Consider the following 26,804-nt stretch of genomic DNA (forward strand, 5'->3'; position numbering starts at 1 on the left):
GACGGGCGTTACGGCTGCAGCAGCACCTCACGCAACGCGGCGTAGTCCGGCGCGCAGGGTTCGGCGCTGGCCGGGCGCTGCAGCAGCCGGGCCAATGCCGGCGGCACCTGCAGCGCACGGCCGATCAACGGCTCGACCACCCCCTCGAACTTGGCCGGATGCGCGGTGGCGGCCACCGCCCAGTCCCCCGCGACCCCCTCCGCGCGCAGGCGTTCGAGCAGGGCGACCGCCGTTGCCGTATGCGGACAGAACACCTCGCCCGCCTGCGCATACCGCCGCGCGATCAGGGCCCGGATCGCCGCATCGTCCATCGCATCGGCACGGAAGTCGGCCCGCAATGCCGTGTCGTCCTCGGCATACAACCAGCGCAGCCGTTCGAAATTGCTGGGTGCCCCCACGTCCATCGCGTTGGCCACCGTCTGCACGCTGGCGGAGGGTGCGTAGTCGGCGCCGTGGAAGTAACGCGGCAGCACATCATTGGCATTGGTGGCCAGGGCGATCCGGCCCAGCGGCAGGCCCATCGACCGCGCCAGTACCGCGGCCATCGCATTGCCCAGGTTGCCGGTGGGCACCACCAGGTTCAGTACCTGCCCGGTGGCGGCGTGGTGTTCCAGCGCGGCGTGCGCGTAATAGCTCATCTGCGGCAGCCAGCGCCCGAGGCTGATGCTGTTGGCCGAGCTCAGCGGCACCTGCGCCTGCAGCGCGCGGTCGCCCAGCGCCTGCTTGACCATCGCCTGGCAGTCGTCGAACGATCCGGCCACGCGCAGGGTGCGGATGTTGTCGCCGAAGCAGCCCAACTGATGCGCCTGGCGTGGCGATACCCGCCCATCCGGATACAGCACCACCACCCGGATGCCCGGCTGGCGATGGAACGCGGCCGCCACGGCAGCCCCGGTATCGCCGGAGGTGGCCACCACGATCGTCAACGGGCGGGCCTGGTCGCGCTGCAGCCGGGCCAGGCTGGCGGCGAGGAAGCGTGCCCCGAAGTCCTTGAATGCCGCCGTGGGCCCGTGGAACAGTTCCAGTACGTGGTCACCCGGGGTGGACAGGGCGCGCAACGGCGCGGGGAAATCGAACGCCTGCGCGCACAGCGCCGGCAGCGCCGCGGCCAGCGCATCACCAGCGAAGTACGGGGCGAGCACTGCTGCGGCATCCTGCGCGAGGCTGCCCTGGGCGCGCCATGCCTGCGGTGCCGGACGTCGGGCGGGAACGTACAGCCCGCCATCAGGCGCAAGCCCGGCAGCAATGGCCTGGCTCAGCGAAGCGGCGGGGGCGGCATGACGGGTGGAAACGAAATTCATCGGACATCCTGGGGAAAGGGAGAGGATCGCGGCGCTCACAGCAGATGCGCGCCGGGCGCGTTCAACGGTGACACCCAGGCCTGGCTGTCGAACCCGGCATTGGCGAACGCCTGCTGCACCGCCGCCTGCGCGGCCTGCGCCGCAGCGGCATCTTCGAACCAGGCGAACACGCTGGGACCGGCACCGGAAATGCTCGCCCCCATCGCATCGGCCGCCAGCGCCGCATCGCGGGCGGCGTGGAAGCCGCCGATCAGCCCGGCACGACGCGGCTCGACCAGCACATCGCGCAGCCCGGCGCGCACCAGCGTCGCGTCGCCGGTGTAGCAACCGCTGAGGACCAGCGCGAGGTTGGCGCTCTGCGCGACAAACTCCGACAGCGCGTAGGCGCCCTGCAGGGCCGCGCGTGCGCGCCGGGTTTCCAGCACCGCCTCGGGATGGACCAGCAGGCTGTGCCACCCCGCCGGCACCGGCACCGGCACCAGCCGGTCGGCGGTGCTCAGCACCACCCCGCCCAGCAGCATCGGGCCAAGGTTGTCGCCGTGGCGGCCGCCGCTGGCCACCGCCTCGCCGGTCAACGCGAACGGATACAGCGCCTCGCGCGCCAGCGGCACCGCCAGCAGCGCGTTGGCGGCCACCAGCGCGGCCACGCACGATGCGGCCGAACCGCCCATGCCCGAGCCCAGCGCGATGCCCTTGTCGATCTCCACCGCGAAACCGAACGGCAGCGCCAGTGCCTCGCGCAGCGCGATCAGGGCGGCTCCGGCGGTGTTGTCTTCGGCGCGCAACGGCAGGTCGAACGGGGTGCCGCGGATGGCCGCGATGCGCACCTCGGGCGCATCGATCCGCCGCACCGTCACGGTATCGCCTATGCCGGCAATGGCATGGCCGAGAATGTCGAAGCCGACGGCCGCGTTGCCGACCGACGCCGGTGAGAACGCCCGGGCCTGGTCCGTGCCTGCGCTCACAGGCGCGCTCCTTCACCGGCGGCCACGCGCAGCAGATCGGCGAACACGCCTGCCGCCGTCACGTCCGGCCCGGCCCCCGGCCCCTGCACCACCAGCGGGTTGTCGCAGTAGCGTCGCGTGGTGAACTGCACCACGTTGTCGGTGAGCCGCAGGCCTGCGAACGCGTGCCCCGCCGGCAGTTCGACCAGCCCCACCGCCGCGCCCTCCGCCGACAGCCGCGCCACGTAGCGCAGCACCGCCCCGCGCGCCCGCGCCTGCGCCAGGCGCTCGGCGAACACCGCATCCACTGCGCCCAGCCCGGCCATGAAACCCTCCACGCTGGTCTGGCGCAGCGCTTCGGGCACCAGACTCTCCACCTGCACCTGCGCCAGGCTCAGCTCGCGCCCCGCTTCGCGTGCGAGGATCACCAGCTTCCGCGCGACGTCGACACCGGACAGATCATCGCGCGGGTCCGGCTCGGTGTAGCCCATTCCGCGCGCCTGCTCCACCAGCGCCGAGAACGGTACCTGCCCGTCGTACTTGTTGAACAGCCACGCCAGCGTGCCGGAGAAGATGCCGTCGATGGCCAGCACTTCGTCGCCGGTATCGACCAGGTCGCGCAGCGTGGTAATCACCGGCAGCCCGGCGCCGACCGTGGCTTCGTAACGGAAGCGCGCACCGCTGGCGGCGGCGGCGTCGCGGATGGCGTGATAGCGCGCCAGCGAGCCGGCGCCGGCCTGCTTGTTCGGCGTGACCACGTGGATGCCGGCCGCCAGCCAGCCGGCGTAGCGGTCGGCAACGTCTGCGCTGCCACTGCAGTCGATGATGACCGCATGCGGCAGGTGCGCCGACAGCAGATGCGCAGTAAAGGCGTCCAGGTCGCTGGGCACGCCGCCGGCCGACAACGCCTGGCGCCACGGCCCCTGCAGGCTGCGCGGATCCAGCAGCATCCGGCTGCGCGAGGCCACCGCCCGCAGCCGCAGGTCCAGGTTGGTCCGGCCCAGCAACGACGCCTGCGCACCCTGCAACTGGTCCAGCAGCGCTGCGCCGACGTTGCCGGGGCCGATCACGCCGACCGCGAAGGTCTGCGGCGACAGCCAGAAGCCGGCGTGTGCCGCACGCAGCGCCTTGGTGGCGTGCCGGCTGTCCACCGCCACCGAGATGTTGCGCTCGGACGAGCCCTGCGCGATCGCCAGAATGTTGACCTGCGCGCGGCCGAGCGACTCGAAGAGCCGCGCGGCCACGCCGGGCTGCCCGGCCATGCCGTCGCCGACCGCTGCCAGCACGCTCACGTTGTCGGTGACCTGCACGCGCTGCACCTGGCCCAGGCTCAGCTCATGGGCGAACGCGTGCAGCAGCGCATCGCGTCCACGGGCCACTTCGGCCTGCCGGACCACGCAGCAGATCGAGTGTTCGGACGAGCCCTGCGAGATCATCACCACCGATACGTGCGCGTTGCGCAGTGCCGCGAACACGCGCTCGGCGGTGCCCGGCACGCCGATCAGGCCAGTGCCTTCCAGGTTCAGCACCGCCAGATCCGGACTCAGTGTCAGGCCTTTGATCGGGCCGGACGCGGTGCGCTCGGCCGTGATCCGCGTCCCCGGATGATCGGGCCGGAACGTGTTGCGGATGATGATCGGCAAGCCGCGCTCGATGGCCGGCGACATCGTCTGCGGATGCACCACCTTGGCGCCGAAATAGGCCAGTTCGCAGGCCTCGTCGTAGCTCAGCGCCTCCAGCTGCACGGCTTCGGGGACAACGCGCGGATCGGCCGACAGCACACCATCCACATCGGTCCAGATGTGCAGTTCATCGGCATTGAACAGCGCGGCGAAAATGGCACCGGAGTAGTCGCTGCCGTTGCGGCCGAGAGTGGTTACGCGGTCGCGCCGATCGCGAGCGACAAAGCCGGTGGCCACCACGCGGGGAGCCGGGTGCGCCACCCGCCACTGCTGCAGGCGCTGGGCGCTGACGGCCCAGTCCACATCCACGCCCAGTTCGCCGCGGTCGACCACCAGCACGTCGCGCGCATCCAGCACCTCGCACGCCACGCCGGAAGCCTGAAGGTAGTGCCCAAGCAGATGCGCCGAGTACACCTCACCCAGGCCCTGCACCCGGTCGAGCACTTCGGCCGGCAGCTCACCGATCACTGCCAGCGCGCCCAGCACTTCGGCCAACTGGTCGAAACGCGCATCCAGCCATTCCACGGTCGCACCGGCATGCTCGCCCAGCAGCGCCACGGCCGCCCCGCGGTGCCGCGCGCGCAGGTCGTGCCAGTGGTCCCGCCAGGTGGGCGCGTTGTCGGCGGCCAGCCCGGCCAGGGCGATCAGCGCGTCGGTGACCCCCTTCATCGCCGACACCACGGTGACCTGGGTCGCCTCCTCGCGCGCCAGCAGCAGGTGCGCGACATGGCGGTAGCGCTCGGCATCGGCGACCGAGGTACCGCCGAACTTGTGGACCACGGTCGCGGTGACCGCGCGCAACGGCGCGGCAGCAACAGGGGCTTCGTCGGAACAGGGGGGAACGGCGGCAGAAGACATGCTGACCTCGATTCGAGGCCCCGCGTCATTCAGGCTGAAGGCATCCCCCGCAACCTGATCTGGGTGCGGGGCCGTGGTTTTCGGAAATTACGCGAAGACGACGGGCCGCACCAGGCGAGTGGTGACGGTGGTAATGGTGGTGGTACCGGCAGCCGCGACCGGGCGACCCGCAGAGGCGGGAAGCGACGTCAGGGCGGTGGCGGTACGCAGGTCCATGCGGCAAGAAAACTACGCCGGCCCCGCGACTGTCAAGTGCTGCGTTGCAAAAAAGCCGATGCGGCCAACGCCACGCAACCTCGGCGAAACGGTTGCGAATGTGACCATCCTTGCAGCGTGCGGCCTGGCGGTCAGCCGGCGTGCTCGGCCACCGCCCGCGGCGGCCGATGCGCGTGCGCGCACAACAGCACGCCGGAGACCAGGCAGACGATCGCCACCGCCTCCATGTGCGTGGGCCAGCGTTGCTGCCAGGCGAATCCGTACAGCAGCGCGAACAGGGTCTCGAACACGATCATCTGCCCGGTGAGCGTCAGCGGCAGATGCCGGCTGGCCCGGTTCCAGCAGGCATTGCCCAGCACCGAGGCCACCACCGCCACACCGGCGCTGGCCAGCCAGAACAGGCCCCACTGTGCCGGCGGGTGCGCGGGCGTCCCGGCGAAGAAGGCAGTGGGTACCAGCAGCAGGGCCAGCGCACCGGTCGCCACGCCGGTGAGCAACGACCAGTCATGCCCGCTCAGGTCGGGACGACGCGCCAACCAGCGGCTGTTGCCAATCGAGTACACCGCCCACGAGAACAGCGCGCCAATCGCACACAGCAGGCCGAGCAGACGTTGCGCGGCCGACCCCTCCGCATGTTCGGCCTGCAGCGCTTCGTAGCCGACCAGCGCCACCCCGAACAGGCACAGCAGCAGCGCCGGTGCCAACCTGCGCAGCGGCACTGCGCCCTCCTCGCGTACGCCGGCCAGGGTGACCACCACCGGAATCAGGCCGACAATCAGTGATGCCGCCGCGCCACCGGCCCACTGCACGGCAGTGGCCAGCAGCAGGAAGTAGACCAGGTTGCCGGCCAGGCTGAGCCACAGCAGGCCTCGCCACTCGGCCATGCCCAGGCGGCCGCGCAGCTGCCGCCAGCGTGGCGCCAGCAACACCACCGCAATCAGCCCATACACCAGATAGCGGCCAGCCGACAGCTGGTCGGCGCGGAAGCTGGCCAGCATCGCCGGCGCCAGAAACACCACGCCCCACAGCGCACCGGCTGCGATGCCATTGGCGATACCCCATCCGATCGATCGATTCATGCGCCTGTGGCGGCCCTGCAGAGTCTGGACGCGGCAGTGTAGGCACGCCGCCCCTGTCCGTCTTGACCGGAACTACTGCCGCGCGTTGCGCCGCACGTCGGTCGGCGTGACGCCACACTCGCGGCGCAATGCCCGGGTCAGCGCACTCTGTTCGGAGTACCCGGCCTGCACCGCGATCTGGGCGATCGGGAGATCGCTTCCGGCCAACTGCGCACGCGCCCAGCGCAGCCGGCTGGCTGCCACCCAGGCCTGCGGCGTCAGATCAAACGCCTCGCGGAACAGCGCATGCAGCCGGCTGCCGCTGACACCGGCCTGCGCCGCCATCCGCGCGACCGGCCACGCATGCCCCGGCTCGGCATCGATGGCGGCGCACAACGCATGCAGGCGTGCGCGCCCGCCGGCCCGCCCGAACGACTGCAGCAGCAGCGGCAGTCCGCGCCGCGCCACCGACGCCGCCACCCGCCCCTGTGCATCGCCCAGCGCAACGGCCTCGTCCACCAGCGCGCGCACCGGCCGCGACAGCGCCAAGAGCGGCTGACGCCGCCACCCCTGTAGGTCATCATCGTCCAGCAGCGCCTGCGGGCAGTCCACGATCAGGAAGCGGTTGTCGCCCCGCGCGCATTGCGCATGACCGGCATCGGGCACCACACAGGCGCCCAGCACCCGGTCCAGCACGACGCCCTTGCCCTCCAGCTCGAACGCCAGATCGCCGCGCACCGGCAGCACCCATTGCAGGAAGTCGTGGCGGTCCACGCTGGAGGTGGTGCCGTAGCTGCGGAGGTGGAAGGCGGGCGAGGCGGACATGGGGAACATCGTAGGGCGGCACGACCCAGTGTGGGCGCGGCGTCAGCCGTGCGCAAACGGCGGCGGTTCCAGCCGGGCCGGTGCTATAGTCGGGCGGCCATTCATGCAGGTGCCACGATGCAGTTTTACGTCCTCAGTGAGCATCCCGAATGGATGCCCCTCCTCGCCCAGTGGTACTTCGACACGTGGGGGTGCCATGTGCCCGGGCACACGCTCGCCGATGAGCAGCAGCGACTCGAGGTGTTCCTGCAGGCAGACGAACTGCCGCTGCTGCTGGTCGCGGTGGACAACGACGTACCTGTCGGCGCCGCGCAACTGAAGTTCCACGAACGCACCGAGCGTCCAGAGCGCCTGCACTGGCTGGGCGGCGTGTACGTGGCGCCCTCGCACCGTGGCACCGGCCTGGCCGCGACGCTGATCGACGCGCTGGTGGCGCGCGGCGCGGCGTTGGGCGTACGCGACCTCTACCTGCAGACCGAGGTCGATGATGGCGGCCTGTACGCCCGGCATGGGTGGCAACGGCTGGAATCGACCCGCCACGCCAGTGGCGTACCGGTGCGCATCATGTGGCGCCCGCTCGCTGCGGACGCCGGCTGAGGCCGGATCAGCGGAAGCGCACCGGTTGCGGCGCCGGCCGATCGGCCAGCGAGCCCAGCGTGAAGGTGTAACCGGCCTCTTCAAGCAGTTTGCGCATGCGCAGCTCGGCGCGCTTGGGATAGGCCAGCGAGGTCGGCGCGTGCAGGGCATAGGAGGTGGACTTGCCCGGCAGCGATTCACGCGACACCGAGGACTGGTTTGTCTCGCACGCATTGGACCACAGGTCCATCAGCGCCTTGGGTCCGATGGATTGATTGTTGCCAAGACGAAGCGTCAGCCAACGCATGTGTTCCATAGGGGATCCAAAACGGTCTCTGGTTCCGAGTATGCACCAATTCCCCCACCCCCGTACGTCACCGTCGGTAACGCCCCCGGCATCGGATTTCCGACAGTCGATCTTCATGAACACGTACCCGGCGCGGGAATCAGACGAACGGTAGTTGCAACCTCTCCGGCATCGACGCACAGTGCGCCACGCCGCCCCCGCGGCAGCCCTTGGATACCACGTGCCGCCATGCCCGCCACTGCCCATCAGCAAGCGGAATTCAGGTTCGCGCGCGAGTCGCTCGCCCGGCTCTGGCGTAGCGATATGCGCCAGGCGGAGCGGTGGGCGCGGTATGACCTGATCCGTGAGCACCTGGTACGGCAGTGGCCTGCGCAGGCCACCCGGATCGACTGCATGATGCTCGACTGGGTGAGTGCGCTGCGACACCCGGCCCCCCCGGCGGAGGCGACCGATACCGTTCGCGCCGATCCGGACTGCGCCAAATGAAAACGCCCCGGCAGGCCTGCCGGGGCGTTTTCGTTGGACATCCCGCCGTGCGCCACGACGGGCGTCGGTGTGGTCAGCGCTTCATCGCATGCTTGCGGTCGCGCATCACGGCATGGCATTCCTGCACCTGCGGCAGCAGGCGCTGAACCTGGTCGCGTGCAGCCGGCGGAGTGTCGGCATCGGTCAGTACATCCTTGAACGCCTTCAGCAGGCGGTCTTCGGACTCTTCCAGTTCGGCGACATAGCCATACTGCGTGTCGCCCAGCGTCGCACGCACCTTGCCGTAGAACTGCTGCATGCTGCCGACGAACGTGCCGTGATCGGCGGGCTTGCCACCGGCGGCGAGCACCGTCGTGCTCAGCGAACGGACGATCTCGTCCTTGACGCCGGCGATGCGGGTGAAGAGCGCCGCAAGCTCGGCGTCTTCGACCTTGCCCGCCGCCTCGGTGTAGAACGCCTTGCCGTCGCGGGCAATCTCGATGAGGTCGTTCAAGCTGTGCGTGGTCTTCGATTCAATAGTCACTGCGGTGTACTCCAGTCTGTTCCGGGAAGCCCGTGGTGTTGCTCGGGTGGAATGACTTTTCCGCATTGCAGATGATGCCCGCGTGACACGAAAATCCTGCGATTCAGCCACGTCATCGCATCGTCTGAACCATGTTCACGCCGCGTGCCGGAGACGTGTTCGCCGCCTCCACGCGGCGGCGAACACGCCCTGCTCCCGTGTGGCGTGGACTACAGGCCGCGAAGGCCCAATGCGGACACACGGCCGAACGGCATCACCGTCAGTCTGTCGCAGTTGCCTGCACCGACGCCGGTCCACTTGCCGGACTTGACGATGCCGAAGCCGGAGTTCTGCCAGAACACCGCCGCACCGCTGTCGCCGCCGGTACAGGACAGTGCACTGCCCTCCACCCGTACCCAGTCCGGGTTGCAGGCGATGCTCGCCCCGCAGGTGCCTTCGGGTACGTGCGTCACCGACACCACCCGGCCACAGCTGTAGCCGGACACCGCGCCACGGAAGCACAGGTTTGAGTCCTCCATCGGTGCGGCATACATGAACATGATCGAGCGCTTGCCATACTCGCTGTTCGAACTGCCGAACACTTCCTGCGTCACGCCGTGTGGCGCCGGGATGGTGTGCCACTGCACGTCATGACTGCCGTCGAAAATGGCATTCTGGAACGTCAGCGGGAAGGTCACCTTGGTGTTGTTCTGGGTACTGCCGTAGTTGCCGTAGATCAGCGCATCCGGACAGTGCGCGGCGGTGATGATGCCGCGGGTGTTGGTGGCCTTGTGCAGCACGGCAAAGCCGGTGGTGCAGTAGTCATTATTGTTCTGCAGTACCGCGCCGCCGCTGGCATTGGACGCGTTGCTTTCCCTGCCCTGCGAGTGCTCCAGCTCCACCTTCAACCCGGATACGCGCTCGATTTTCGGCAGCACCCGCGCGTACCGGGCGGCCTCGTCGGCATTGCCTTCGATACTCACCACAACGCGGTTGTCGCCCGCGAAGCCGGTGATGCCCGATACGCCCGGAATCAGGCTGCGGATCAACGGGGCGGTGTCCTTGATCCGTGTGCGGAACTCCTCCTGGGTGAAGGTGCGTCCGACACGGAATTCCACCCGCGTCTCGCCGCTCGCCGTGCGGATCACCCGCGACGGCACCGGGCGATCGCCTTTGAGATCCACGCGGATGTACTGGTCGGGAGCGTGCATCAGCCGGATCGCGGTGAACCGCTCGGCGAACTCGCCCTGGAGATTCTCGCTGAACGGAGCCAGTTCAGCCTGGACCTGCAGCCGGCGTACCGCCTCGTCCATCGTCACCTGATCGTGGCCGGCCATGTAGGCCTTCACCGCCACCGCCAGTTCCTCGTCTGTTTCCGCGTCCTGTGCAGCGGCCACACCCGACCCTGCCACGCCCGCCACCATCAACAGCCATGCCATCCGTTTCATCTGCAGTCCTCTCATGATGTTGTCATGAGGCCCACGGCGCCGCCGCAGGCCTCGTGAACCTGCACCTTCATGTGCAGCAGAGAGAACCTATCACTCACACCAGATGTGAAATGGGATACCAATTGCAGAACCGGCAGGCACCCATGTCCAGGAGCGCGTACCATGCCGGCATGAACACACCCGATCCAGACCGCAGCGCGCCGCGCCTGCTGGGCTTCGACGTGCCCGATCTCCAGGCCGATGTCGATCCTGAGGAAGACGAGGCGATCACCGCGATGCTGGATGTCGAACCTTCGGCCCCGTGGCTCGTGGTCTTTCGCCGCCAGGTGGAAGCACTCAAGGGTGAGCTCGGCCTGGCCAGGGTGCTCATGTCGGGCCGGACGATCCGCTTCTACGGCTCGGTCGCCGACAGCCGCCGCCTGGCCAACGAAGTTGCCGGGCTGATTCACGATGTCACCGCCGAACTGCGCGGCAACGGCCGCACGCGCGCAGACGCGCACGCCCGTCGCGACTAGGCGGCGCACCTCCGCGCTGCGTGCGGGGCCGGCGGCTGCTCGCCGGGGGGCTCTTCGCGCGGCGGCGGGTCAGGCGGCGGATCGCGCTCGGGGGGCACTTCGTTCGGCGGCTCACGCGGTGGCGGGTCCTGCCGGATCGGTTCTTCGACCGGGGCCGGCGGCGCGGTCGGTGGCTGGCCGGGCTGTGGCACCTGCGCGACGGCATGTGACCCGGCACGGACGTGCGCGTGGGCATCGAAGACACGCATGCGCGGTACTCCTGCGGAATGAAGCACCGAGCATGGCCCTGGCCATGTCAACGACGGGCGAGGACACGCATCCGGCCGTACACTTCCCCGATCACACTGCGGGACGTCGACCATGCGCAGAACGCTGCTCACCCTTGGACTGCTCACGGCGGCCGGCGTATCGGCGGCCCCGCCGGCTGCATCGGACCTGGCCCCTCTGGCGTGGCTGGCCGGCTGCTGGGCGCGCGACGGCGCCGACGCTGGCAGCGGCGAGCAGTGGAGCACGCCCGCGGGCGGGACGATGTTCGGCATCGGCCGCACCGTCAAGGGCGGCCGCACCGTCGGTTTCGAGTTCATGCAACTGCGCCGGCAAGACGACGGCGCGCTGGCGTTCATCGCCTGGCCCGGCGGCCAGGACCGCACCGCGTTCCGTGCAATCCGGATCAGTGCGGAGGAAGCCCGCTTCGAGAACCTCGACAACGATTTCCCGCAGCGCGTGATCTACCGCCGCGACGGCGACACCCGCCTGCTGGCGCGCATTGAAGGAGCTATCGGCGATCCTGGCAAGGCCGTGGATTTCCCCATGACCCGCGTTGCCTGCGACACCGCGCCGTTGCCGCGCTGACGTCGCGCCGGGAACTCAGTCCAGGGCCGTCAGTGTCAGCTGCATCATGGTCTCTTCCGAAGGCGCGCTGTAGTCGAGCGCATAGCGCAGCTCGACCCGGAACATATCCTCCGACGCGGTCAGCCGGGTGAACCGTGCGGTGCCCGACCAGGCATCCACGCCGGTGTTGCCCAGGTAACCCACGACGCGCTGCCCCTGCAGGCAGGCGAGCGCGCGGTTGACGTTGTATTCCATGAACTCGGTGGACGTGTTGTCCATCAGCCAGGCGCAGAACCGCGTGGCCGCGAGGTCGCCCTCGGCGTGCGTGCAACGCTTGTAATGGTTGACCATCCAGACGCCACCGCGGACCAGCTCCACCGAGGTTGTCTGCCCGGGCGACAGTCCCTTTCCCCACGTGTCGATCTGCGCGCACATCGCGTTGTCCGACGCCTTCGGACCGGTTGCGCACGCAGCCAGCAGCAGACAGGCCGCCCCCAGCACACCGCCGTTGAATCTCATCATGAGCCACTCCCTGACCGCATCGGGGAAGAGTGCCACGCGGGGCATCGAACGTCAGCGCTGGCGCATGCGGGTCAGGCTGGACACCGTGCCGTCGTTGCCGACCATGCACAGATGGCGTCCGTCGGCATAGTCGACGATGACTTCCATGTAGCGCTCACCGACCGGCACCTGGGTCACCAGCGCACCGTCCTCGCCCTTCCTGGCATTGCAGGCGGCCAAGGCGTTGCCACCGCCAGCGGCAGCAGACGAACGCGTGGGCGCGGACGTATTGCGGAATACCGCCCGGCAGCCACCACTCACCCACACCGAGTGACGCGAAAGCCCCCAGGTCTGCCCCTCGATGCAGCGGGCGTGGCTGAGCTGGCGATCGACGATCACGGTGCCACGTGTGTTCATGTCGCAGGACGTCTGCCGCTGATCGTCCGATTCGCAGGTCACCTGATTGGGCAGGTTGTCATCGTCCCCGTCATCGCGGCGCGCGTCGTCATGGTGACGATGCCCCGGTGCCGTGGCGCCAGTGGCGGTGGTTACCTGGCACACGCCGTTGGCCCCGCCCCTGCCGGTATAGGACACCTGCGCCGATCCGTCCGCACCGGTGCTCAGCGACACCTTCAGCCCGCTCCTCTCGTCACGCGCCTCGTAGTAGGTATCGCTGAAACGCTTCAGCACCGCCTCGCGGCCGTCCACATAGACCGGACCGCCCTCGTCGGCGTGGATCTGCACGCCACCCGGGCACTCGGCATTCACCCTCGGGATCGCGGCATGACTGCAGAACGGCAGCATCAGCGCACCCACCACCACGGGAACGGCAAGCATCCGGCCAATGGGATACGGCATCTGCGACCTCCTGGACGCGCGGGATCGCGCCGGTCGAGTGTGTGATCCGGCGCGGGCCGTGTCCATAGGCGTGAAGATGGTGACCCCGGCCCGATTCGAACGGGCGACCTTCCCCTTAGGAGGGGGACGCTCTATCCAGCTGAGCTACGGGGCCATGTGCGGTGCGGGCGTGCCGCGATGCCGCAGGCTGCACGCGGCATGGCGCGCGTGCAGCCGTGAAGGATACCCACATTCAGCGGCAGGACCAAGGCCGTCGCCACGCTGCGGGTGGGCGCGGGTCAGCGGATGTCCAGTTCCGGGAAGCCCTTGACCAGGTCGTCCACGGCCTTGATCTGGGTCAGGAACGGTTCCAGGGCGGCCAGCGGCAGCGCGCTGGGGCCGTCGCAGCGGGCGTGGTCCGGGTCGCGGTGGGCTTCCAGGAACAGGCCGGCCAGGCCCAGCGCCATGCCCGACCGGGCCAGTTCGGCCACCTGGCGCCGACGGCCACCGGACGCCTCGCTGCCGGCGTCGCGGCGCTGCAGGCTGTGGGTGACATCGAAGATGGCCGGCAGGCCACCGGTGGATTCGATCATCTCGCGGAAGCCGAGCATGTCCACGACCAGGTTGTCGTAGCCGAACTGCGCACCGCGCTCGCACAGGATGATCTTCTCGTTGCCCGCTTCGCGGATCTTGGAGACGATGTGGGTGATCTGGGTGGGGCTGAGGAACTGCGGCTTCTTGATGTTGACCGCACGGCCGGTCTGCGCGATGGCCACCACCAGATCGGTCTGGCGCGCCAGGAACGCGGGGATCTGCAGCACGTCCGCCACGTCTGCCACCGGCGCGGCCTGGGCAACCTCATGGACGTCGGTGATCACCGGCACGCCGAAGCGGCGCTTGACCTCCTCGAAGATGCGCAGGCCTTCGTCCAGGCCCACGCCGCGGAAGGACTTGATCGAGGAGCGGTTGGCCTTGTCGAACGACGCCTTGAACACGTACGGGATGCCGAGCCGGGACGTGACCGTGGTGAAGTGCTCGGCCGCGTGCAGGGTCGAGTCGAGGTCTTCGAGCACGTTCAGGCCGCCAAACAGCACGAACGGGAGACGGTTCCCGACGACAACACCTTCCGCAACGGTAACGTTCATTCAGATTCCTGGGGGCTTGCGAGCTGGGCGCCTATTCTACCGGCTCCCACCGGGGTGCCGGCCAGCAGGCGGCACTACGTTAGAATGGTGGTTCTGCATGCCGCACCCCACCCTGCCAGCGGCTGCGCCCTTTTTGATTCGCAACAGGAGTTTGCATGTCCTCTGACCTGCTCAAGGCCCTCGGCCTCGACGCGACCAACGCTGGCACCTACCTCGGCAACGGCGAGTGGTCCACCGCCACCGACGCCGGCGTGATCACCCCGGTCAACCCGACCACCGGCGAGGCGATCGCGCAGGTGTACGCCACCACCGACGCCGACTACGAAACCATCATCGCGCGCGCCCAGGAAGCCTTCAAAATCTGGCGTACCACCCCGGCTCCGCGCCGTGGCGAAGCCGTGCGCCTGTGCGGTGAAGCGCTGCGCGCCCACAAGGACGCGTTGGGGTCGCTGGTTGCCCTGGAAATGGGCAAGAGCAAGCCCGAAGGCGACGGTGAAGTGCAGGAGATGATCGACATCGCCGACTTCGCCGTGGGCCAGAGCCGCATGCTGTACGGCTACACCATGCATTCCGAACGCCCCGGCCACCGCATGTACGAGCAGTACCAGCCGCTCGGCCTGGTCGGCATCATCAGCGCGTTCAACTTCCCGGTCGCGGTGTGGGCGTGGAATTCGTTCCTGGCCACCATCTGCGGCGACATCTGCCTGTGGAAGCCGTCCAACAAGACCCCGCTGACCGCCATCGCGTCCATGCGCATCTGCAACGCGGCGCTGCGCGACGGTGGCTTCCCGGACCTGTTCTTCCTGATCAACGATGCCGGCACCGCGCTGTCGGAGAAGATGGTGGCCGACAAGCGCGTGCCGCTGATCAGCTTCACCGGCTCGACCCAGGTCGGCCGCACGGTCGCCGAGAAGGTTGCCCATCGTCTGGGCCGCTGCCTCCTGGAACTGGGCGGCAACAACGCGATCATCCTCGATGAAACCGCCGACCTGAAGCTGGCCATCCCCGGCATCGTGTTCGGTGCGGTCGGCACTGCCGGTCAGCGCTGCACCACCACGCGCCGCCTGATCGTGCACGAATCCATCCATGACGACGTGCTGGCCACGCTGATCAAGGCCTACAAGCAGGTGGAGGGCAAGATCGGCGATCCGACCGACCCGGCCAACCTGATGGGCCCGCTCAACAGCGACGGCGCCGTGCAGCAGTTCCTGGCGTCCATCGAGAAGGCCAAGGCCAGCGGCGGCACCGTTGAAACCGGCGGCACCCGCATCGACCGCGCCGGCAACTTCGTGCTGCCGGCAATCGTCACCGGTCTGAAGAACAGCGATGAGGTCGTGCAGCACGAGACCTTCGCACCGATCCTGTACGTGATGAAGTACAGCACGCTGGACGAGGCCATCGACATGCAGAACGGCGTGCCGCAGGGCCTGTCCTCGTCGATCTTCACCACCAACCTGAAGACCGCCGAGCGCTTCCTGTCGGCGGCCGGGTCGGACTGCGGCATTGCCAACGTCAACATCGGCACGTCCGGTGCGGAGATCGGCGGTGCGTTCGGTGGCGAGAAGGACACCGGCGGTGGTCGCGAATCCGGGTCGGATGCGTGGAAGGTCTACATGCGTCGTCAGACCAACACCATCAACTACTCCGATTCGCTGCCGCTGGCCCAGGGCATCAAGTTCGACCTGTGATCGATTCCGCCGCCAGCCGCGAACCGGCCGGTGAACCGAAGGGTCCGCGCCTGGATTACACCGGGCGCCGGGTTCTGGTCGCCGGGGGCAGCAAGGGCATCGGGCGGGCGATGGCGCTGGCGTTCGCTGCGGCGGGCGCCCACGTCTCGGTCTGCGCGCGGGGCGAGCCTGGGCTCGCCGCGCTGCGGGCCGATGCCGTGGCGCTCGGTCTGGACCTGCATACCTGCGTGGCCGACCTGTCGCGACTGGAGGACATCGGCCGCTGGCTGGAGGACGCCGCCCACGCGCTGGGCGGCATGGATGTGCTGGTCAACAACGCAACCGGTTACGGCATGGGCGACGACGAGGCCGGCTGGGAGGCCAGCCTCTCCATCGACCTGATGGCGGCGGTGCGCGCCTCGCGGCTGGCGCTGCCCTGGCTGGAGCGCGCCGAGCACGCCTGCATTCTCAATCTGGCGTCGATCGCCGCGCAGCAGCCGCGTCCCGGCGGCGCGCCGTACGCAGCGGCCAAGGCCGCGCTGATGCACTACACCACCTCGCAGGCGCTGGGGCTGGCGCCGCGCCGGATCCGCGTCAATGCCATCGCCCCGGGTTCCATCGAGTTCGCCGACGGCCTGTGGGCACGGCGGCGCGAACAGGACCGGGTCCTGTACGACCAGACCCTGGCACGCATCCCGTTCGGCCGCTTCGGCCGGCCGGAGGAGATCGCCCAGGCCGCGCTGTTCCTGTGCTCGCCGCTGGCGGGCTGGATCACCGGCCACACGCTCACTGTCGATGGCGGCCAGGTCCTGATGGGATGATGGCAGCGCAACGCCTATCATCGTCCCTGGCAGCGCCCCGGGTCTTCGGCGGCCTGGCGCCGCCGGTCGCTCTCCCATGACGAGGTGCCCATGAGCCATTCCGATTCCACCGAACGCTTCAGCAACCGCGTCGCCGACTACGTCCGCTATCGCCCCGACTACCCCCCGGCCCTGCTCGACTGGCTGCACCAGGACATCGGCGTGTCGCCCGATACGCTGGTGGCCGACATCGGCGCAGGCACCGGCATCTCCACGCGCCTGTTCCTGGCTGCCGGCCATCCGGTGATCGCGGTGGAACCCAACGCCGCCATGCGCGCCGCCGCCGAGCAGTGGCTGAGCCCGGACTACCTCCGCCTGAAAGTGGTGGACGGCACCGCCGAAGCCACCACCCTGGCCCGCGACAGCGTCGGCCTGGTCGCCGCCGCGCAGGCGTTTCACTGGTTCGATACCGACGCGGTGCGCCAGGAATGGGCGCGCATCCTGCACCCGGGCGGCCTGGCACTGGTGTTCTGGAATTCGCGCCTGCTGGACAGCTCGCCGTTCCTGATCGGCTACGAACAACTGCTGCTCGAATTCGGCACCGACTACACCGCCGTGGCCGAGCGCTACCAGGACGACGACACCATGCGCGCCTGGTTCGGCGACGGTCTGCGCGGCATGGCGCGGCTGCCCAACGCCCAATGGCTGGATCTGGACGGCCTGCGCGGCCGCCTGCTGTCCTCCTCCTATGCACCGCCGGCCGGCCACCCGCGCCATGCGCCGATGCTCGATGCCCTGCAACGCCTGTTCGACGCCCACGCGGTGGATGGACGGGTCGCCTTTGAATACCAAACCCGTGCCTTCATCGGCACGCTGGACTGACTCGATCCCATGTACTCCCTTGCCCGCCCCTTCCTGTTCTCCCTGGACGCCGAACGCGCCCACGGCCTTGGCCTGAGCGCGCTGGAACTGGCCTACCGCACCGGCACCAGTCCGCTGCTGGCCCGCCGCCCCGCGCCCATGCCGACCCCCGCGTTCGGCCTCACGTTCCCCAACCCGGTCGGCCTCGCGGCCGGCCTGGACAAGAACGGCGAGCACATCGACGCGCTGCTGGCGCTGGGCTTCGGCTTCGTCGAGATCGGCACCATCACCCCGCGCGCGCAGGACGGCAATCCGAAACCGCGCCTGTTCCGGCTGCCGAAGCACCAGGCCATCATCAACCGGATGGGCTTCAACAACCTTGGCGTGGACGCGCTGGTGCGCAACGTCGAACGCGCGCAGCGCCGCCACGGGCTGCTCGGCATCAATATCGGCAAGAACAAGGACACCCCCAACGAGCAGGCGTTCGACGATTACCAGCACTGCCTGCAGAAGGTGTATCCGTTGGCCGACTACATCACCGTCAACATTTCCTCGCCCAACACGGCCGGCCTGCGCGAGCTGCAGGAGGAAACCGCGCTGCGGCAGCTGATCTCGCAGTTGCGCGAAAGCCAGGAAAGCCTGGCCGCGCGGCATGGCAAGCGGGTGCCGATGCTGGTCAAGGTCGCCCCGGACCTGAGCGACCGCGACATCGACGCCGCCGCGCGCGTGCTGGGCGAGCTCAAGGTGGACGGCGTGATCGCCACCAACACCACCATCGACCGCAGTGCCGTGGCCGGCGACCCGCGCGCGTCCGAAGCCGGCGGCCTGTCCGGCGCCCCGCTGCTGGGCCAGTCCACGCTGGTGCTGCGGCGCCTGCGCGCGCGCCTGCCAGAATCGATGCCGCTGATCGGTGTAGGCGGCATCCTGTCCGGTGCCGATGCGGTCGCCAAGATGGCGGCCGGCGCGGCGCTGGTGCAGTGCTACAGCGGCCTCGTTTTCCGTGGACCGGAGCTGGTGCACGAGTGCGTGGAGGCGATCCGTCGCCGCCGCGAAGCCCCCAGCCGCGGCGCGGTGGCCCCCCTGTGACGAGTGCATCGATGCCGGCCTGGACCCTGACTGAAAACGCCTCCCTGAAGGCCCTGAACACCTTCCATGTCGACGCCGTCGCCGCCCAGCTGCTGGAGGTCGTCGAACCCGCCGTGCTGCCGGAGGTGCTGGGCCTGCCGCAGGTGGCCCGGCAACCGCTGCTGGTCCTTGGCAGCGGCAGCAACGTGCTGATCGCCGGCGACGTGGCCGGCACCGTACTGGTGTTCGGCAACCGCAGCATCGAGATCCTCGAACACCGTGCCGACCACACCGTGGTCCGTGCCGGTGCCGGGGTGAACTGGCATGGCCTGGTGATGTGGTCGTTGCAGCAGGGTCTGTCGGGGCTGGAGAACCTCGCGCTGATCCCCGGCACCGCCGGCGCCAGCCCGATCCAGAACATCGGTGCCTATGGTGCGCAGGTGGGTGAATTCATCCAGGCCGTCGACGCGTGGGACCGGGTGGAACAGACCTGGGTGCGGCTGGATGCCGAGGCCTGCCGGTTCGGCTACCGCGACAGCGTGTTCAAGCACGAACCGGACCGTTACCTGATCACCGCGATCGAGCTGCGCCTGCCGCTGCTGCACGAACTGCGGCTCGGCTACGCCGGCATCGGCGAGGAAATGCAGGCGATGGGCGTGGAGTTGCCGGTGGCCGCCGATGTGGCCAACGCAGTGATCAACATCCGCCGCCGCAAACTGCCCGACCCGGACGTGCTCGGCAACGCCGGCAGCTTCTTCAAGAACCCGGTGCTGCCGCTGGAGCAGGTGGACGTGCTGTTGCAGCACTACCCCGAACTGCCGGTGTTCCCGGCCGAGCAGGACGACCGCCGCAAGGTGTCGGCCGCGTGGATGATCGAGACCTGCGGCTGGAAGGGTTACCGCGACGGCGACGCCGGCGTGGCACCCAGCCATGCGCTGGTGCTGGTCAACTACGGCAATGCCAGCGGCGAGCAGCTGCTGGCGCTGGCCCGGCGCATCTCCGCCTCGGTGCTGGAGACCTTCGGCGTGCCCATCGAACCCGAACCCCGGCTGATCGGCGCCCAGTGGTGAGCCCGCCGGTTGCCCTGCACGCGCCCACACCCGCGCGTGCGGCGCTGCTGATGCTCGGCAGTACGCTGGCCTTCGGGCTGATGGCCGTGGCGATCCGCTATGCCACCCGCTACGTGCCCACCCAGGAAGTGGCGTTTTTCCGCAATGCTTTCGGCCTGCTGGCGCTGTTGCCGATGCTGGTGCGCCCGGGCCGGTCGCCGTTGCGGACCCGGCAGTTGCCGCGCTACTTCCTGCGCAGTGCGATCGGCCTGGCGTCGATGCTGTGCGGGTTCTGGGCGATTGGCCACCTGCCGATGTCGCAGGCGATCTCGCTGTCCTACTCCACACCGCTGTTTGTGACCATCGCGGCGGTGCTGTGGCTGGGCGAGACCGTGCGGATACGGCGCTGGGCCGCAGTGATCTGCGGCTTCATCGGCGTGTTGATCATCGTGCGCCCCGGCTCGGCGGGCTTCACGCCCGGCACGCTGGTCGCGGTGGCGGCAGCCGTGCTCAGTTCGCTGGTGGCGATCCAGATCAAGCAGCTTACGCGCGTGGACAGTGCCGATACGGTGGTGTTCTACACGTATGTGTTCTGGGTGCCGTTGTCACTGGTGCCGGCGCTGTTCGTATGGACCTGGCCGACGGGCATGGCCTGGCTGTGGCTGGCGGCCACCGGCGTGATGGGCACCATCGGGCAACTGCTGTGGACGCGGGCGCTGCGGCTGGGCGAGGTTTCCGCGCTGACCCCGATCAGTTTCATGCAGCTGCCGCTGGTGAGCCTGTTCGGCTGGGTGCTGTTCAACGAAACGCTGGACCGCTACACCGTCATCGGTGCCGGCATCATCCTCGCCGCCAATGCCTACATCGCGCATCGCGAAGCGGTGCTGGCGCGCCGCGCCGCCAGCCAGGCGGCCACCTCGGCAGCAACGCCGGGCGAGTGAGGACCGATCAGCGCCCGGCTGCCCGCCAGCGGCGCGCGGCCGCCTCCTCCACCTTGTCTGCCGCGCACTCGACCTGCGCGCTACACCCATCCGCCGGCAATCAACTGCAGCGTCTCCGGCCACGACGGGGCGCGTCATCCCGTCGCGCCAGCGCCTGCCACGGCCTGCAGCTCCCGTTGAAGCAATGCCGCCACTTCCTCGTGCTGGAACTGGGTGACGAACAACGGGACCGCGAACACGAACTGCACGCCATCGTCGTCGCGCCGGATCACATACGCCAGCTGCAGCCTCGCCAGTGCCCGCCGCAGTTGTTCGGGGTCCACGCCCACGCCGGCCGCGTCGAACACCGCGAGCAACGCCGTCAATGACGTGGCCCGCACACCGCTTGTGGACAGACGCGCACTGGCGAGGTGATAGACCACGATGCGGTCGATCCGGCATGCCAGCGGGTCCGGACTCAACCGCGCCCAGCCGGCCAGCGCATCGAACACCGGCTCCGCCGCGAGTGCGGCATGCAGCTGGGCGGCGTCGATCAGCCGCTGGCCACGCTGCAGCTGAGCCAGCAGCTGCTGGCAGACGATGGCCACCAGATTGGCGCGCCGGCCGCAGGCGACCACGAGTTGCCGCGGCAGATCCGGCTCGGCGAAATGAACGCCCAGGCGTGCCATCGGCACAGTGGCCAGCGCCTGGCACGCGGCGTCTTCCAATCCTCCCAGGTGGATCACCTCGCCGAAGTTGCGCAGCGGCGAGGCGAAGTCCAGCGTGACCGCTTCGTACAGGTCCCAGAAGCCGGCCAGCATGAAATGGCAGCGCCCCTCCTCGCTCAGCGCGCGCAGCGCCGCCAGCTGCGGGTAGCCCGCCTGCGCCTCGTGACGCAGGAACAGGTCGGTCTCGTCGATCAGCAGCAACACCCGCCGCCCTCCCGCGCGTTCGGTCAGTGCCGCCACCAGCGCGTCGATGCCGGTGGCCTCCGGCAGGCCCAGCTCCAGCGCCAGGCGCACGGTCAGACGGTGATCGCGCAGCGACAGATAGCAGCAGGACACGCGGGGATGATCGACGAAGCGGCGCTCGATCGCCTTCATCAGGCTGGTCTTGCCAAGTTGGCGACCGCCCACCAGCAGATAGTTGCCCGGCTCGCGGTTGAGCACACGTGCCAGCACCGCCTCGCGCCCGAAGAACGCCGCCGGCCGGGTGATGCCGCCGTGGGTCTGGTAGGGCGAGATACGCGTCGCCTGCAGTTGGCGGGCCAGCAGCGCCACGAGCCCGTCCAGCGCGGCCGGTTGCAGCAGCCAGCGCGTCTGCCCGGCCTGGTCCAGGCACACGCACAGGTTCACCGGATCGTCGGCGTACGCCATCAGCGCCGGCTCCACCGCCAGCGATGGGCTCACCACCAGCACCACGTCCTGTCCATTGGGCATCGCACGCAACTGCCGTACCAGCGCATCGCCGGACAGCGCCGGGTCGGGCAGATACAGCCACAGGCGCTCCAGCGCCAGCGGCAGGGTGGCCGGCAGCGTCCATTCCCGGACCTCGCCGGGCAGCGTCCAGCCGGGTGCGGCGGCATCGACCGCGCCGATCCGCGCGGCCAGTTGTGCGGCACGCTGTACCGCTGCCGCCTCGACATGGCGCAGCGCTTCCCGCCAGCGCACGCCGGCCACGCCGGCATCACCGAGCACCCGCCCGCGAAGGCGCAGCCAGCCCAGTTGCCGGTCCAGCCGGGGCAACTGCTGCAGCGGTTGGGACAGCAGCGCGCGGGGCTCGCGCACGATCGTGGCGACGGCAGGCCGCAGCCGCCACCAGATCACCGCAGCGGCCAGCAGCACGGCCAGGGCCAGACCAAGCAGCAGTGTCAGCCAGTGCACGATCGTCCACGGCGCGCTGGTTTGGCAGTTCGGCGGCAGCCACCGCGTCGGGGGCGACGGGTTACCCGGCTGGCAGCTCCAGTGCTGCGTCTTCGGGTCCAGCCGCTGTTCGATCACCGTCCCGGGCAGGCCGGACCGCGCCGGGAAACGGTCGGTGAAGCGGAAACGCAGCACCCACGGCGCCGGCAGCTCCGCGCGTACGGTCGCCTCGGCGGGATCATGCACGCCCGGCACGCTCACCTGCGCGGGCCACTGCTCGTGCACCCGCCAGTAGCTCAGCGCCTCCTCGCGCAGGAACATCATGTCGATGTTCGCCTGCTGGATGAGCACCAGCGAGTCGCGGTCGCGCTGCATCCGCCAGGCCGCCCAGGGGTTGAGCCACGGCGCGAACAGCAGGCTGACCAGAAACCAGGTGCCCGCCGCTATCAGCAGCAGGCGCCACAACCGCCATCGGGGCAGGCTCATGCCGGCACATCCTCCAGCGAATCGATCACCTGCCGCACGGCACGGCGGATCGCCCCGCAGCGCCACTCCAGCCAACTGCCCTGCCCCTGCGCCCGCGGGGTCAGCAGGTTGTGCCAGTACAGCTGGCGCAGCAGGGGGTCCACCAGGTACGGCCGCGCGGGCGCGATCTGCTCACGCGGCAGCCAGCTGCCGATGGCCGCACGTGCCGCGCCATCACGCAGCAACGGCAGCAGCGCTTCCCACAGGCGCGGGTGGCCCGACAACTGCTCTTCCAGCGCCGCATCCGTGAGCGGCACGGCGGAATCGGCCAGCAGCGCCACTGCCGCCTGGGCCAACAGCGGATGCCCACCGGAGATCTGCAGCGCGCGGGCGAGCACGGTATCCGGCAGCGCGGCGCTGGCGCGGCGCAGATCGGCCACGCTCAACTCCGGCCAGGTCTCGGTGGCGGCGATGTTGAGCAGCGAGAGGTCGCCGCCCTGATACTTGAGATCGGCCAGCGCCGCCCCGCCGCAGATCAGCAGGTGCAGCTTGCCGCTGTACATTTCGCTCAGACTGCGCAGGATGCCTGCCAGCACGTCGCGTGGGCCGGGGGCGCCCTGCTCGAAGCGGCTGACCAGGCAGAACAGCGCGCCGGGCTGCTGCAGGCGCTGCGCCAGCGCCGCCTCGAAACCGGCATCCGTGCTGACGCCCTCCAGCCCGCATTGCGCGGCCAGCGAGGCGAAATAGTCCTGGTCGCCCTCACCGGCGCGGAACGGTGGCTGCAGGTGCAGCACCCGCCCGCTGCCGTAGCGTGCCGCCGCTTCGGCCAGCATCGCCGCGCGTTCGGGTGGCTGGCCCCAGTGCGCCTGGGTCAGCAGCAGGGCCACCGGATACGGTCGCAGTTGTTGCAGGCGATCGAACAGTCCCACCACCGTCGCGGGAATCTGCACCGCAGGCAGCGCGATGGCCGCCGCGTCCGCGCTGCTGGCCCCTTCCGCCGGAAACTCCGGCTCGAAGCCCGCCGCCTGCAGCAGGCCGTTGCTCTCCGCTTCGGTCAACCGGAGGTAGTTGGCGCAGGCCAGCACGCGGTCGCGGTGGCGGCGGCTGGGCAACGATGCGCCCGAGCGCCAGTTGTTCACTGCCTCGCGGCTGATGCCGATCTCGCTGGCCACGCCACCGGCGCTGGCCCGGATCCGGCGCATGTGGCGGGACAACAGGTCCGCGAATTCCGGAGCGGGCATGGCGGGTGACCAGAGCAGGAAGGAATCGGCCAACTTACCCGGCCCGGTTTGGCTGTCAACCCGTGCAGTCATGGTCCTGGCTCAACCTGCCGCGGCCGGCGTTGTGTGGCGTACGAACAGGCGGCGGGTCACCAGCAGGTGCACCAGGAACGCGAGGCCGGCCAACATCAGCAGCGCGCCCACCAGGCGCCCCAGCACCGAACCAAGTCCCTGCTGCGCCTGCAGCCGATCCAGTCGTTCGAACCGCGCCGGCTCGGCGCGGGCGTAGGCCACCGTGACCTGCGGCGCATCGCCCAGGTAAGGCGCGGCGTTGTCTTCGCTGGTGGCGAAGTGACCGGTGTACGGCACGCCATCGACATCGAAGGCATAACGGAACTGGTAGGTGTGCGAGACCCGCCCCTTGCGCCGCTTCTCGTCGATGGAGTCCAGCGTGACCGGCGCCTGCACGGTCACCGCATCCTTGAGGATGGCCTGGGCCCGGAAGTGTCCGCCCAAGGCGGAGGAGGCGAACACGGCAACGATCACCACGTAGGCCACGGCGCACAGCCAGCGTGATGCACGCACGAGGCGGGCGTGGGCGGTATCGGACACAGGAATGCTGATCATGACGCTCCCCAGGATCGATCACATCGGATCGGCTACGCCGGCAGCGAGATGCGCCGGCAACGTGAAGAAGTCTGCGCGCAGCGGCGGTACGCGTGAACCCGCGACGTGTCAGGTTGGCGCAGCGCGCGGTTGACGATGCGTCAAGCGGTGGGCGCAGGCGATCGGTTCCTGATCCCGCCGCCCATCTGGCACGATGACCGCCTGCGACAAGGAGCGGTTCAACAATGGGAACCTTCGCCAATGATGTCCGCTACGGCAAACGCGCCGGCCCCAGCCAGCGCGGCTTCGACCGCGCGGCATGGGAGGCTGCGGCAACGCCTGCGTTCGATGAAGACGATACCCGTGTGCATCAGGCCGGGCTGTTCTTCGATGTGCTGCTCAGCCAGCTCCGCGCCTGGATCGCGCTGGACGACATCAAGGTCTCCCCTGGCGCCGCCGTCCAGCTGGCCGTCGCGGTCTGCAACCGCAACCTGGCCCAGCTGCAGCGCGACATGGAAGGCACCCGCACGCGTCGGAACGGTGCGCCGGTCATCGACCTTCCGGACCTGCTGGAGCAGAAGCTCCCGTCCGTGCTCGGCGAACTGTTCGCACCCGATGAGCTGATCACCGGCATGGGCGATGGGCTCAGGCACATGCTGCGCCAGCTGATGGCACGCGGCGCCGATACCCTGGGTGACACCTCCTTCAGCGCGGACACCCTCGAGGCCACGGCGACCGAAATCAACAAAGCCATCATCTACCAGTGCGCGGTGGAGTACTGGCACGACTGCGTGGGCAACACGTATGGAGTGAGCGCCGAGCGGGACGGCCTGTTCATCCGCCCGTCCGATGCAGCGCGCGAGACGGCGCGCATCCTGTCGATCTACCGCCGCAACAACCTGTCGCTGCAGTTCGGGCTGCAGATGGCGATGTGGTGGCGCGAACTGGATGCGGCACGGCGGGAGAAGTTCAGCCGGATCATCCTGCCCAAGAAGCTGCATGGCGTGGGCAGCATCGAGCGGATCGATCTCGGCAACAGCGCACGGGTGCTTGACCTGGCCGCCACGGCGCTCGGCGAGGCACTGGCCGTGCAGCTTGGCTATTACCGCGGCTTCCTGGATGAGCCGCTGCCCCGCTTCAACGGCGTTGCGCTCACCCTGTTGATCGATACCTGGCGCTTCCTGCAGGCGGTCGGGACGCTGATGAATGACGGGCTGCTCAGGATGCGCGGGGAGATCGACACGGCGCGTTGCGCGCCCTCGATTCCCCTTCGGGTCCTGGTGCCCAGTGTGGCCCGTTCGCTGGGCATCGCGCCGGCACAGGCGCAGCGTGCGCTGGACGCGTTGACGTTCGACGGCGCGCCCACACGCGACCTCTGGTGCCAGCCGCTGGTCCGGATCGGCGATGCGGTGGTTCTCATGCTGCCCTGCATCCTGTCGGCGCGTCTGCTGCGCATCGTGGAGGGATGGATGCGCCAGGGCGGCCTCCAACTCGACCGGCGCGGAACGCCGTTCGAGGTGTATTGCCGCAAGGAACTGAAGGAGGCCGCTGCCGCGTGCCCGCTCGTCGGCTGCGCCACGGTGCTGGACAGTGCCGTCACGTTTACCCCGCCCGGCGGCCGCAGCGAGGAGATCGACATCGTGGCCGTGATCGGGCGCAACATCCTTATCCTCGAGGCCAAGTGCATCCTCTGGCCCGACGATGCGCTGCAGTTCACCAACTACCATGACACCGTGGCTGGTGCGACCGCCCAGATCGAGCGCAAGCGTACCGCCGTCGTCGCGCACCTGGAGGCATTCAGACAATGCCTGCGCGACAAGGGCTGCGCGATTCCCGACGATGCCTTCGTCACCGCCTGCGTGCTGACCAATTCGCCGGTGTACGCCGGGTTCCCGATCGACGGGGTTCCCGTGGTGGATACCGCGATGATCTGCCACTACCTTGCCAACCGTTACACCAAGGCCGAGATGTTTGAAGCAGGCCGCTCGGTGCATCGACACGACCTGACCTTCTACGACACCGTCGAGCAGGCCGCCGACCGGCTGTACGGGCAGCTGGCCTCGCCCGTGGAGCTTTCCGATATCCGCCAGTACGTCACCGCACGCGCCGTGCAGTTTCCGCTGCAGCATTCGCTGTACGGGCCCGTCTTCCACCAGACTTACGAGGTGGTGCTGGACCGCGACGCGATGCAGCAGCGCTACGGGCCGGCGTTGGCGGAGGCCGAGCCGGCTGGTACATAGCCGGCGCTGAAGGAGGA

The 26,804-nt window shown here is 69.1% G+C and carries 25 protein-coding genes and 1 tRNA gene; 11 read left to right on the top strand and 15 right to left on the bottom strand.

What is annotated here, in order from left to right; genetic code table 11:
• Nucleotides 1–8: 8 nt before the first annotated feature.
• The 5 genes from thrC to GDJ08_RS02330 form a co-directional block, all read right to left on the bottom strand.
• Nucleotides 9–1,301, bottom strand: coding sequence for a threonine synthase (gene thrC, locus GDJ08_RS02310; protein ID WP_153164223.1), 1,293 nt, complete (start codon nt 1,299–1,301; stop codon nt 9–11).
• Nucleotides 1,302–1,336: 35 nt separating this feature from the next.
• The gene (locus GDJ08_RS02315; RefSeq protein WP_153164224.1) at nt 1,337–2,266 is read right to left on the bottom strand and encodes a homoserine kinase; all 930 of its coding nucleotides are present in this window, start codon (nt 2,264–2,266) and stop codon (nt 1,337–1,339) included.
• Nucleotides 2,263–4,785: a bifunctional aspartate kinase/homoserine dehydrogenase I gene (gene thrA / locus GDJ08_RS02320; protein ID WP_165699752.1), complete on the bottom strand. Its 2,523-nt coding sequence runs from the start codon at nt 4,783–4,785 to the stop codon at nt 2,263–2,265. The genes GDJ08_RS02315 and thrA overlap by 4 nt, the downstream gene beginning before the upstream one ends.
• A gap of 347 nt (nt 4,786–5,132) precedes the next feature.
• Nucleotides 5,133–6,080: a DMT family transporter gene (locus GDJ08_RS02325; RefSeq protein WP_153164225.1), complete on the bottom strand. Its 948-nt coding sequence runs from the start codon at nt 6,078–6,080 to the stop codon at nt 5,133–5,135.
• Between the two features lie 72 nt (nt 6,081–6,152).
• Nucleotides 6,153–6,884 carry a helix-turn-helix transcriptional regulator gene (locus GDJ08_RS02330; protein WP_153164226.1) on the bottom strand — a complete coding sequence of 244 codons (732 nt, stop codon included), beginning with the start codon at nt 6,882–6,884 and terminating at the stop codon, nt 6,153–6,155.
• A gap of 117 nt (nt 6,885–7,001) precedes the next feature.
• Here GDJ08_RS02330 and GDJ08_RS02335 point away from each other — a divergent pair, with 117 nt between their 5' ends.
• The gene (locus GDJ08_RS02335) at nt 7,002–7,481 is read left to right on the top strand and encodes a GNAT family N-acetyltransferase (RefSeq protein ID WP_136003950.1); all 480 of its coding nucleotides are present in this window, start codon (nt 7,002–7,004) and stop codon (nt 7,479–7,481) included.
• Between the two features lie 7 nt (nt 7,482–7,488).
• Here the strand turns inward: GDJ08_RS02335 and GDJ08_RS02340 are convergent, their stop codons facing one another.
• Nucleotides 7,489–7,776 carry a hypothetical protein gene (locus GDJ08_RS02340; protein ID WP_017356220.1) on the bottom strand — a complete coding sequence of 96 codons (288 nt, stop codon included), beginning with the start codon at nt 7,774–7,776 and terminating at the stop codon, nt 7,489–7,491.
• A gap of 219 nt (nt 7,777–7,995) precedes the next feature.
• Between GDJ08_RS02340 and GDJ08_RS02345 the strand changes: the two genes are divergently transcribed.
• Nucleotides 7,996–8,253 carry a hypothetical protein gene (locus tag GDJ08_RS02345; protein WP_017356219.1) on the top strand — a complete coding sequence of 86 codons (258 nt, stop codon included), beginning with the start codon at nt 7,996–7,998 and terminating at the stop codon, nt 8,251–8,253.
• A 73-nt stretch (nt 8,254–8,326) separates the two neighbouring features.
• Here the strand turns inward: GDJ08_RS02345 and GDJ08_RS02350 are convergent, their stop codons facing one another.
• Both GDJ08_RS02350 and GDJ08_RS02355 read right to left on the bottom strand, forming a co-directional pair.
• A complete protein-coding gene (locus GDJ08_RS02350; protein WP_153164227.1) occupies nt 8,327–8,776 on the bottom strand; it encodes a PA2169 family four-helix-bundle protein in 450 nt (149 codons plus the stop codon).
• Nucleotides 8,777–8,985: 209 nt separating this feature from the next.
• Nucleotides 8,986–10,203, bottom strand: a complete 1,218-nt coding sequence (locus GDJ08_RS02355; RefSeq protein ID WP_136003948.1) for a chymotrypsin family serine protease — start codon at nt 10,201–10,203, stop codon at nt 8,986–8,988.
• Nucleotides 10,204–10,373: 170 nt separating this feature from the next.
• Between GDJ08_RS02355 and GDJ08_RS02360 the strand changes: the two genes are divergently transcribed.
• Together GDJ08_RS02360 and GDJ08_RS02365 are read left to right on the top strand one after the other, a co-directional pair.
• Entirely contained in the window at nt 10,374–10,718 is a 345-nt protein-coding gene (locus tag GDJ08_RS02360; RefSeq protein ID WP_017356216.1) for a hypothetical protein, read from the top strand.
• Between the two features lie 360 nt (nt 10,719–11,078).
• A complete protein-coding gene (locus tag GDJ08_RS02365; RefSeq protein ID WP_136003947.1) occupies nt 11,079–11,570 on the top strand; it encodes a DUF6265 family protein in 492 nt (163 codons plus the stop codon).
• 15 nt (nt 11,571–11,585) lie between these two features.
• Here GDJ08_RS02365 and GDJ08_RS02370 read toward each other — a convergent pair whose 3' ends face one another.
• From GDJ08_RS02370 to kdsA, 4 genes are all read right to left on the bottom strand, one after another.
• Nucleotides 11,586–12,071 (bottom strand): hypothetical protein, encoded by a 486-nt coding sequence (locus GDJ08_RS02370; RefSeq protein ID WP_153164228.1) that lies wholly within the window; start codon nt 12,069–12,071, stop codon nt 11,586–11,588.
• 51 nt (nt 12,072–12,122) lie between these two features.
• Entirely contained in the window at nt 12,123–12,908 is a 786-nt protein-coding gene (locus GDJ08_RS02375; RefSeq protein WP_229296426.1) for a DUF3011 domain-containing protein, read from the bottom strand.
• A 77-nt stretch (nt 12,909–12,985) separates the two neighbouring features.
• A tRNA-Arg gene (locus GDJ08_RS02380) sits at nt 12,986–13,062 on the bottom strand.
• Between the two features lie 124 nt (nt 13,063–13,186).
• Nucleotides 13,187–14,032 (bottom strand): 3-deoxy-8-phosphooctulonate synthase, encoded by an 846-nt coding sequence (gene kdsA / locus GDJ08_RS02385; protein WP_153164229.1) that lies wholly within the window; start codon nt 14,030–14,032, stop codon nt 13,187–13,189.
• A 155-nt stretch (nt 14,033–14,187) separates the two neighbouring features.
• Here kdsA and amaB point away from each other — a divergent pair, with 155 nt between their 5' ends.
• The 6 genes from amaB (at nt 14,188) to GDJ08_RS02415 (ending at nt 20,415) form a co-directional block, all read left to right on the top strand.
• Entirely contained in the window at nt 14,188–15,720 is a 1,533-nt protein-coding gene (gene amaB / locus GDJ08_RS02390; protein ID WP_017357538.1) for an L-piperidine-6-carboxylate dehydrogenase, read from the top strand.
• Nucleotides 15,720–16,520, top strand: a complete 801-nt coding sequence (locus GDJ08_RS02395; RefSeq protein ID WP_153164607.1) for an SDR family NAD(P)-dependent oxidoreductase — start codon at nt 15,720–15,722, stop codon at nt 16,518–16,520. The genes amaB and GDJ08_RS02395 overlap by 1 nt, the downstream gene beginning before the upstream one ends.
• A gap of 90 nt (nt 16,521–16,610) precedes the next feature.
• Entirely contained in the window at nt 16,611–17,381 is a 771-nt protein-coding gene (locus GDJ08_RS02400) for a class I SAM-dependent methyltransferase (RefSeq protein WP_153164230.1), read from the top strand.
• A 9-nt stretch (nt 17,382–17,390) separates the two neighbouring features.
• Nucleotides 17,391–18,446, top strand: coding sequence for a quinone-dependent dihydroorotate dehydrogenase (locus GDJ08_RS02405; RefSeq protein WP_153164231.1), 1,056 nt, complete (start codon nt 17,391–17,393; stop codon nt 18,444–18,446).
• Nucleotides 18,443–19,495 (top strand): UDP-N-acetylmuramate dehydrogenase, encoded by a 1,053-nt coding sequence (gene murB / locus GDJ08_RS02410; RefSeq protein ID WP_026071023.1) that lies wholly within the window; start codon nt 18,443–18,445, stop codon nt 19,493–19,495. The genes GDJ08_RS02405 and murB overlap by 4 nt, the downstream gene beginning before the upstream one ends.
• Before the next feature lie 50 nt (nt 19,496–19,545).
• The gene (locus GDJ08_RS02415) at nt 19,546–20,415 is read left to right on the top strand and encodes a DMT family transporter (RefSeq protein WP_136004147.1); all 870 of its coding nucleotides are present in this window, start codon (nt 19,546–19,548) and stop codon (nt 20,413–20,415) included.
• Nucleotides 20,416–20,549: 134 nt separating this feature from the next.
• On the opposite strand, the gene GDJ08_RS02420 is transcribed toward GDJ08_RS02415, so the two are convergent.
• The 3 genes from GDJ08_RS02420 to GDJ08_RS02430 form a co-directional block, all read right to left on the bottom strand.
• Nucleotides 20,550–22,742, bottom strand: coding sequence for an ATP-binding protein (locus GDJ08_RS02420; protein WP_026070897.1), 2,193 nt, complete (start codon nt 22,740–22,742; stop codon nt 20,550–20,552).
• Nucleotides 22,739–23,962, bottom strand: a complete 1,224-nt coding sequence (locus GDJ08_RS02425; protein ID WP_153164232.1) for a hypothetical protein — start codon at nt 23,960–23,962, stop codon at nt 22,739–22,741. Before GDJ08_RS02425 ends, GDJ08_RS02420 begins: the two co-directional genes overlap by 4 nt.
• Before the next feature lie 81 nt (nt 23,963–24,043).
• A complete protein-coding gene (locus tag GDJ08_RS02430) occupies nt 24,044–24,568 on the bottom strand; it encodes a DUF3592 domain-containing protein (protein ID WP_153164233.1) in 525 nt (174 codons plus the stop codon).
• A gap of 224 nt (nt 24,569–24,792) precedes the next feature.
• Between GDJ08_RS02430 and GDJ08_RS02435 the strand changes: the two genes are divergently transcribed.
• Nucleotides 24,793–26,787: a hypothetical protein gene (locus GDJ08_RS02435; protein WP_153164234.1), complete on the top strand. Its 1,995-nt coding sequence runs from the start codon at nt 24,793–24,795 to the stop codon at nt 26,785–26,787.
• Nucleotides 26,788–26,804 lie beyond the last annotated feature (17 nt).

The sequence above is a fragment of the Stenotrophomonas nematodicola genome (genome assembly GCF_009467805.1).
GTDB classification, from domain to species: Bacteria; Pseudomonadota; Gammaproteobacteria; order Xanthomonadales; family Xanthomonadaceae; genus Stenotrophomonas; species Stenotrophomonas nematodicola.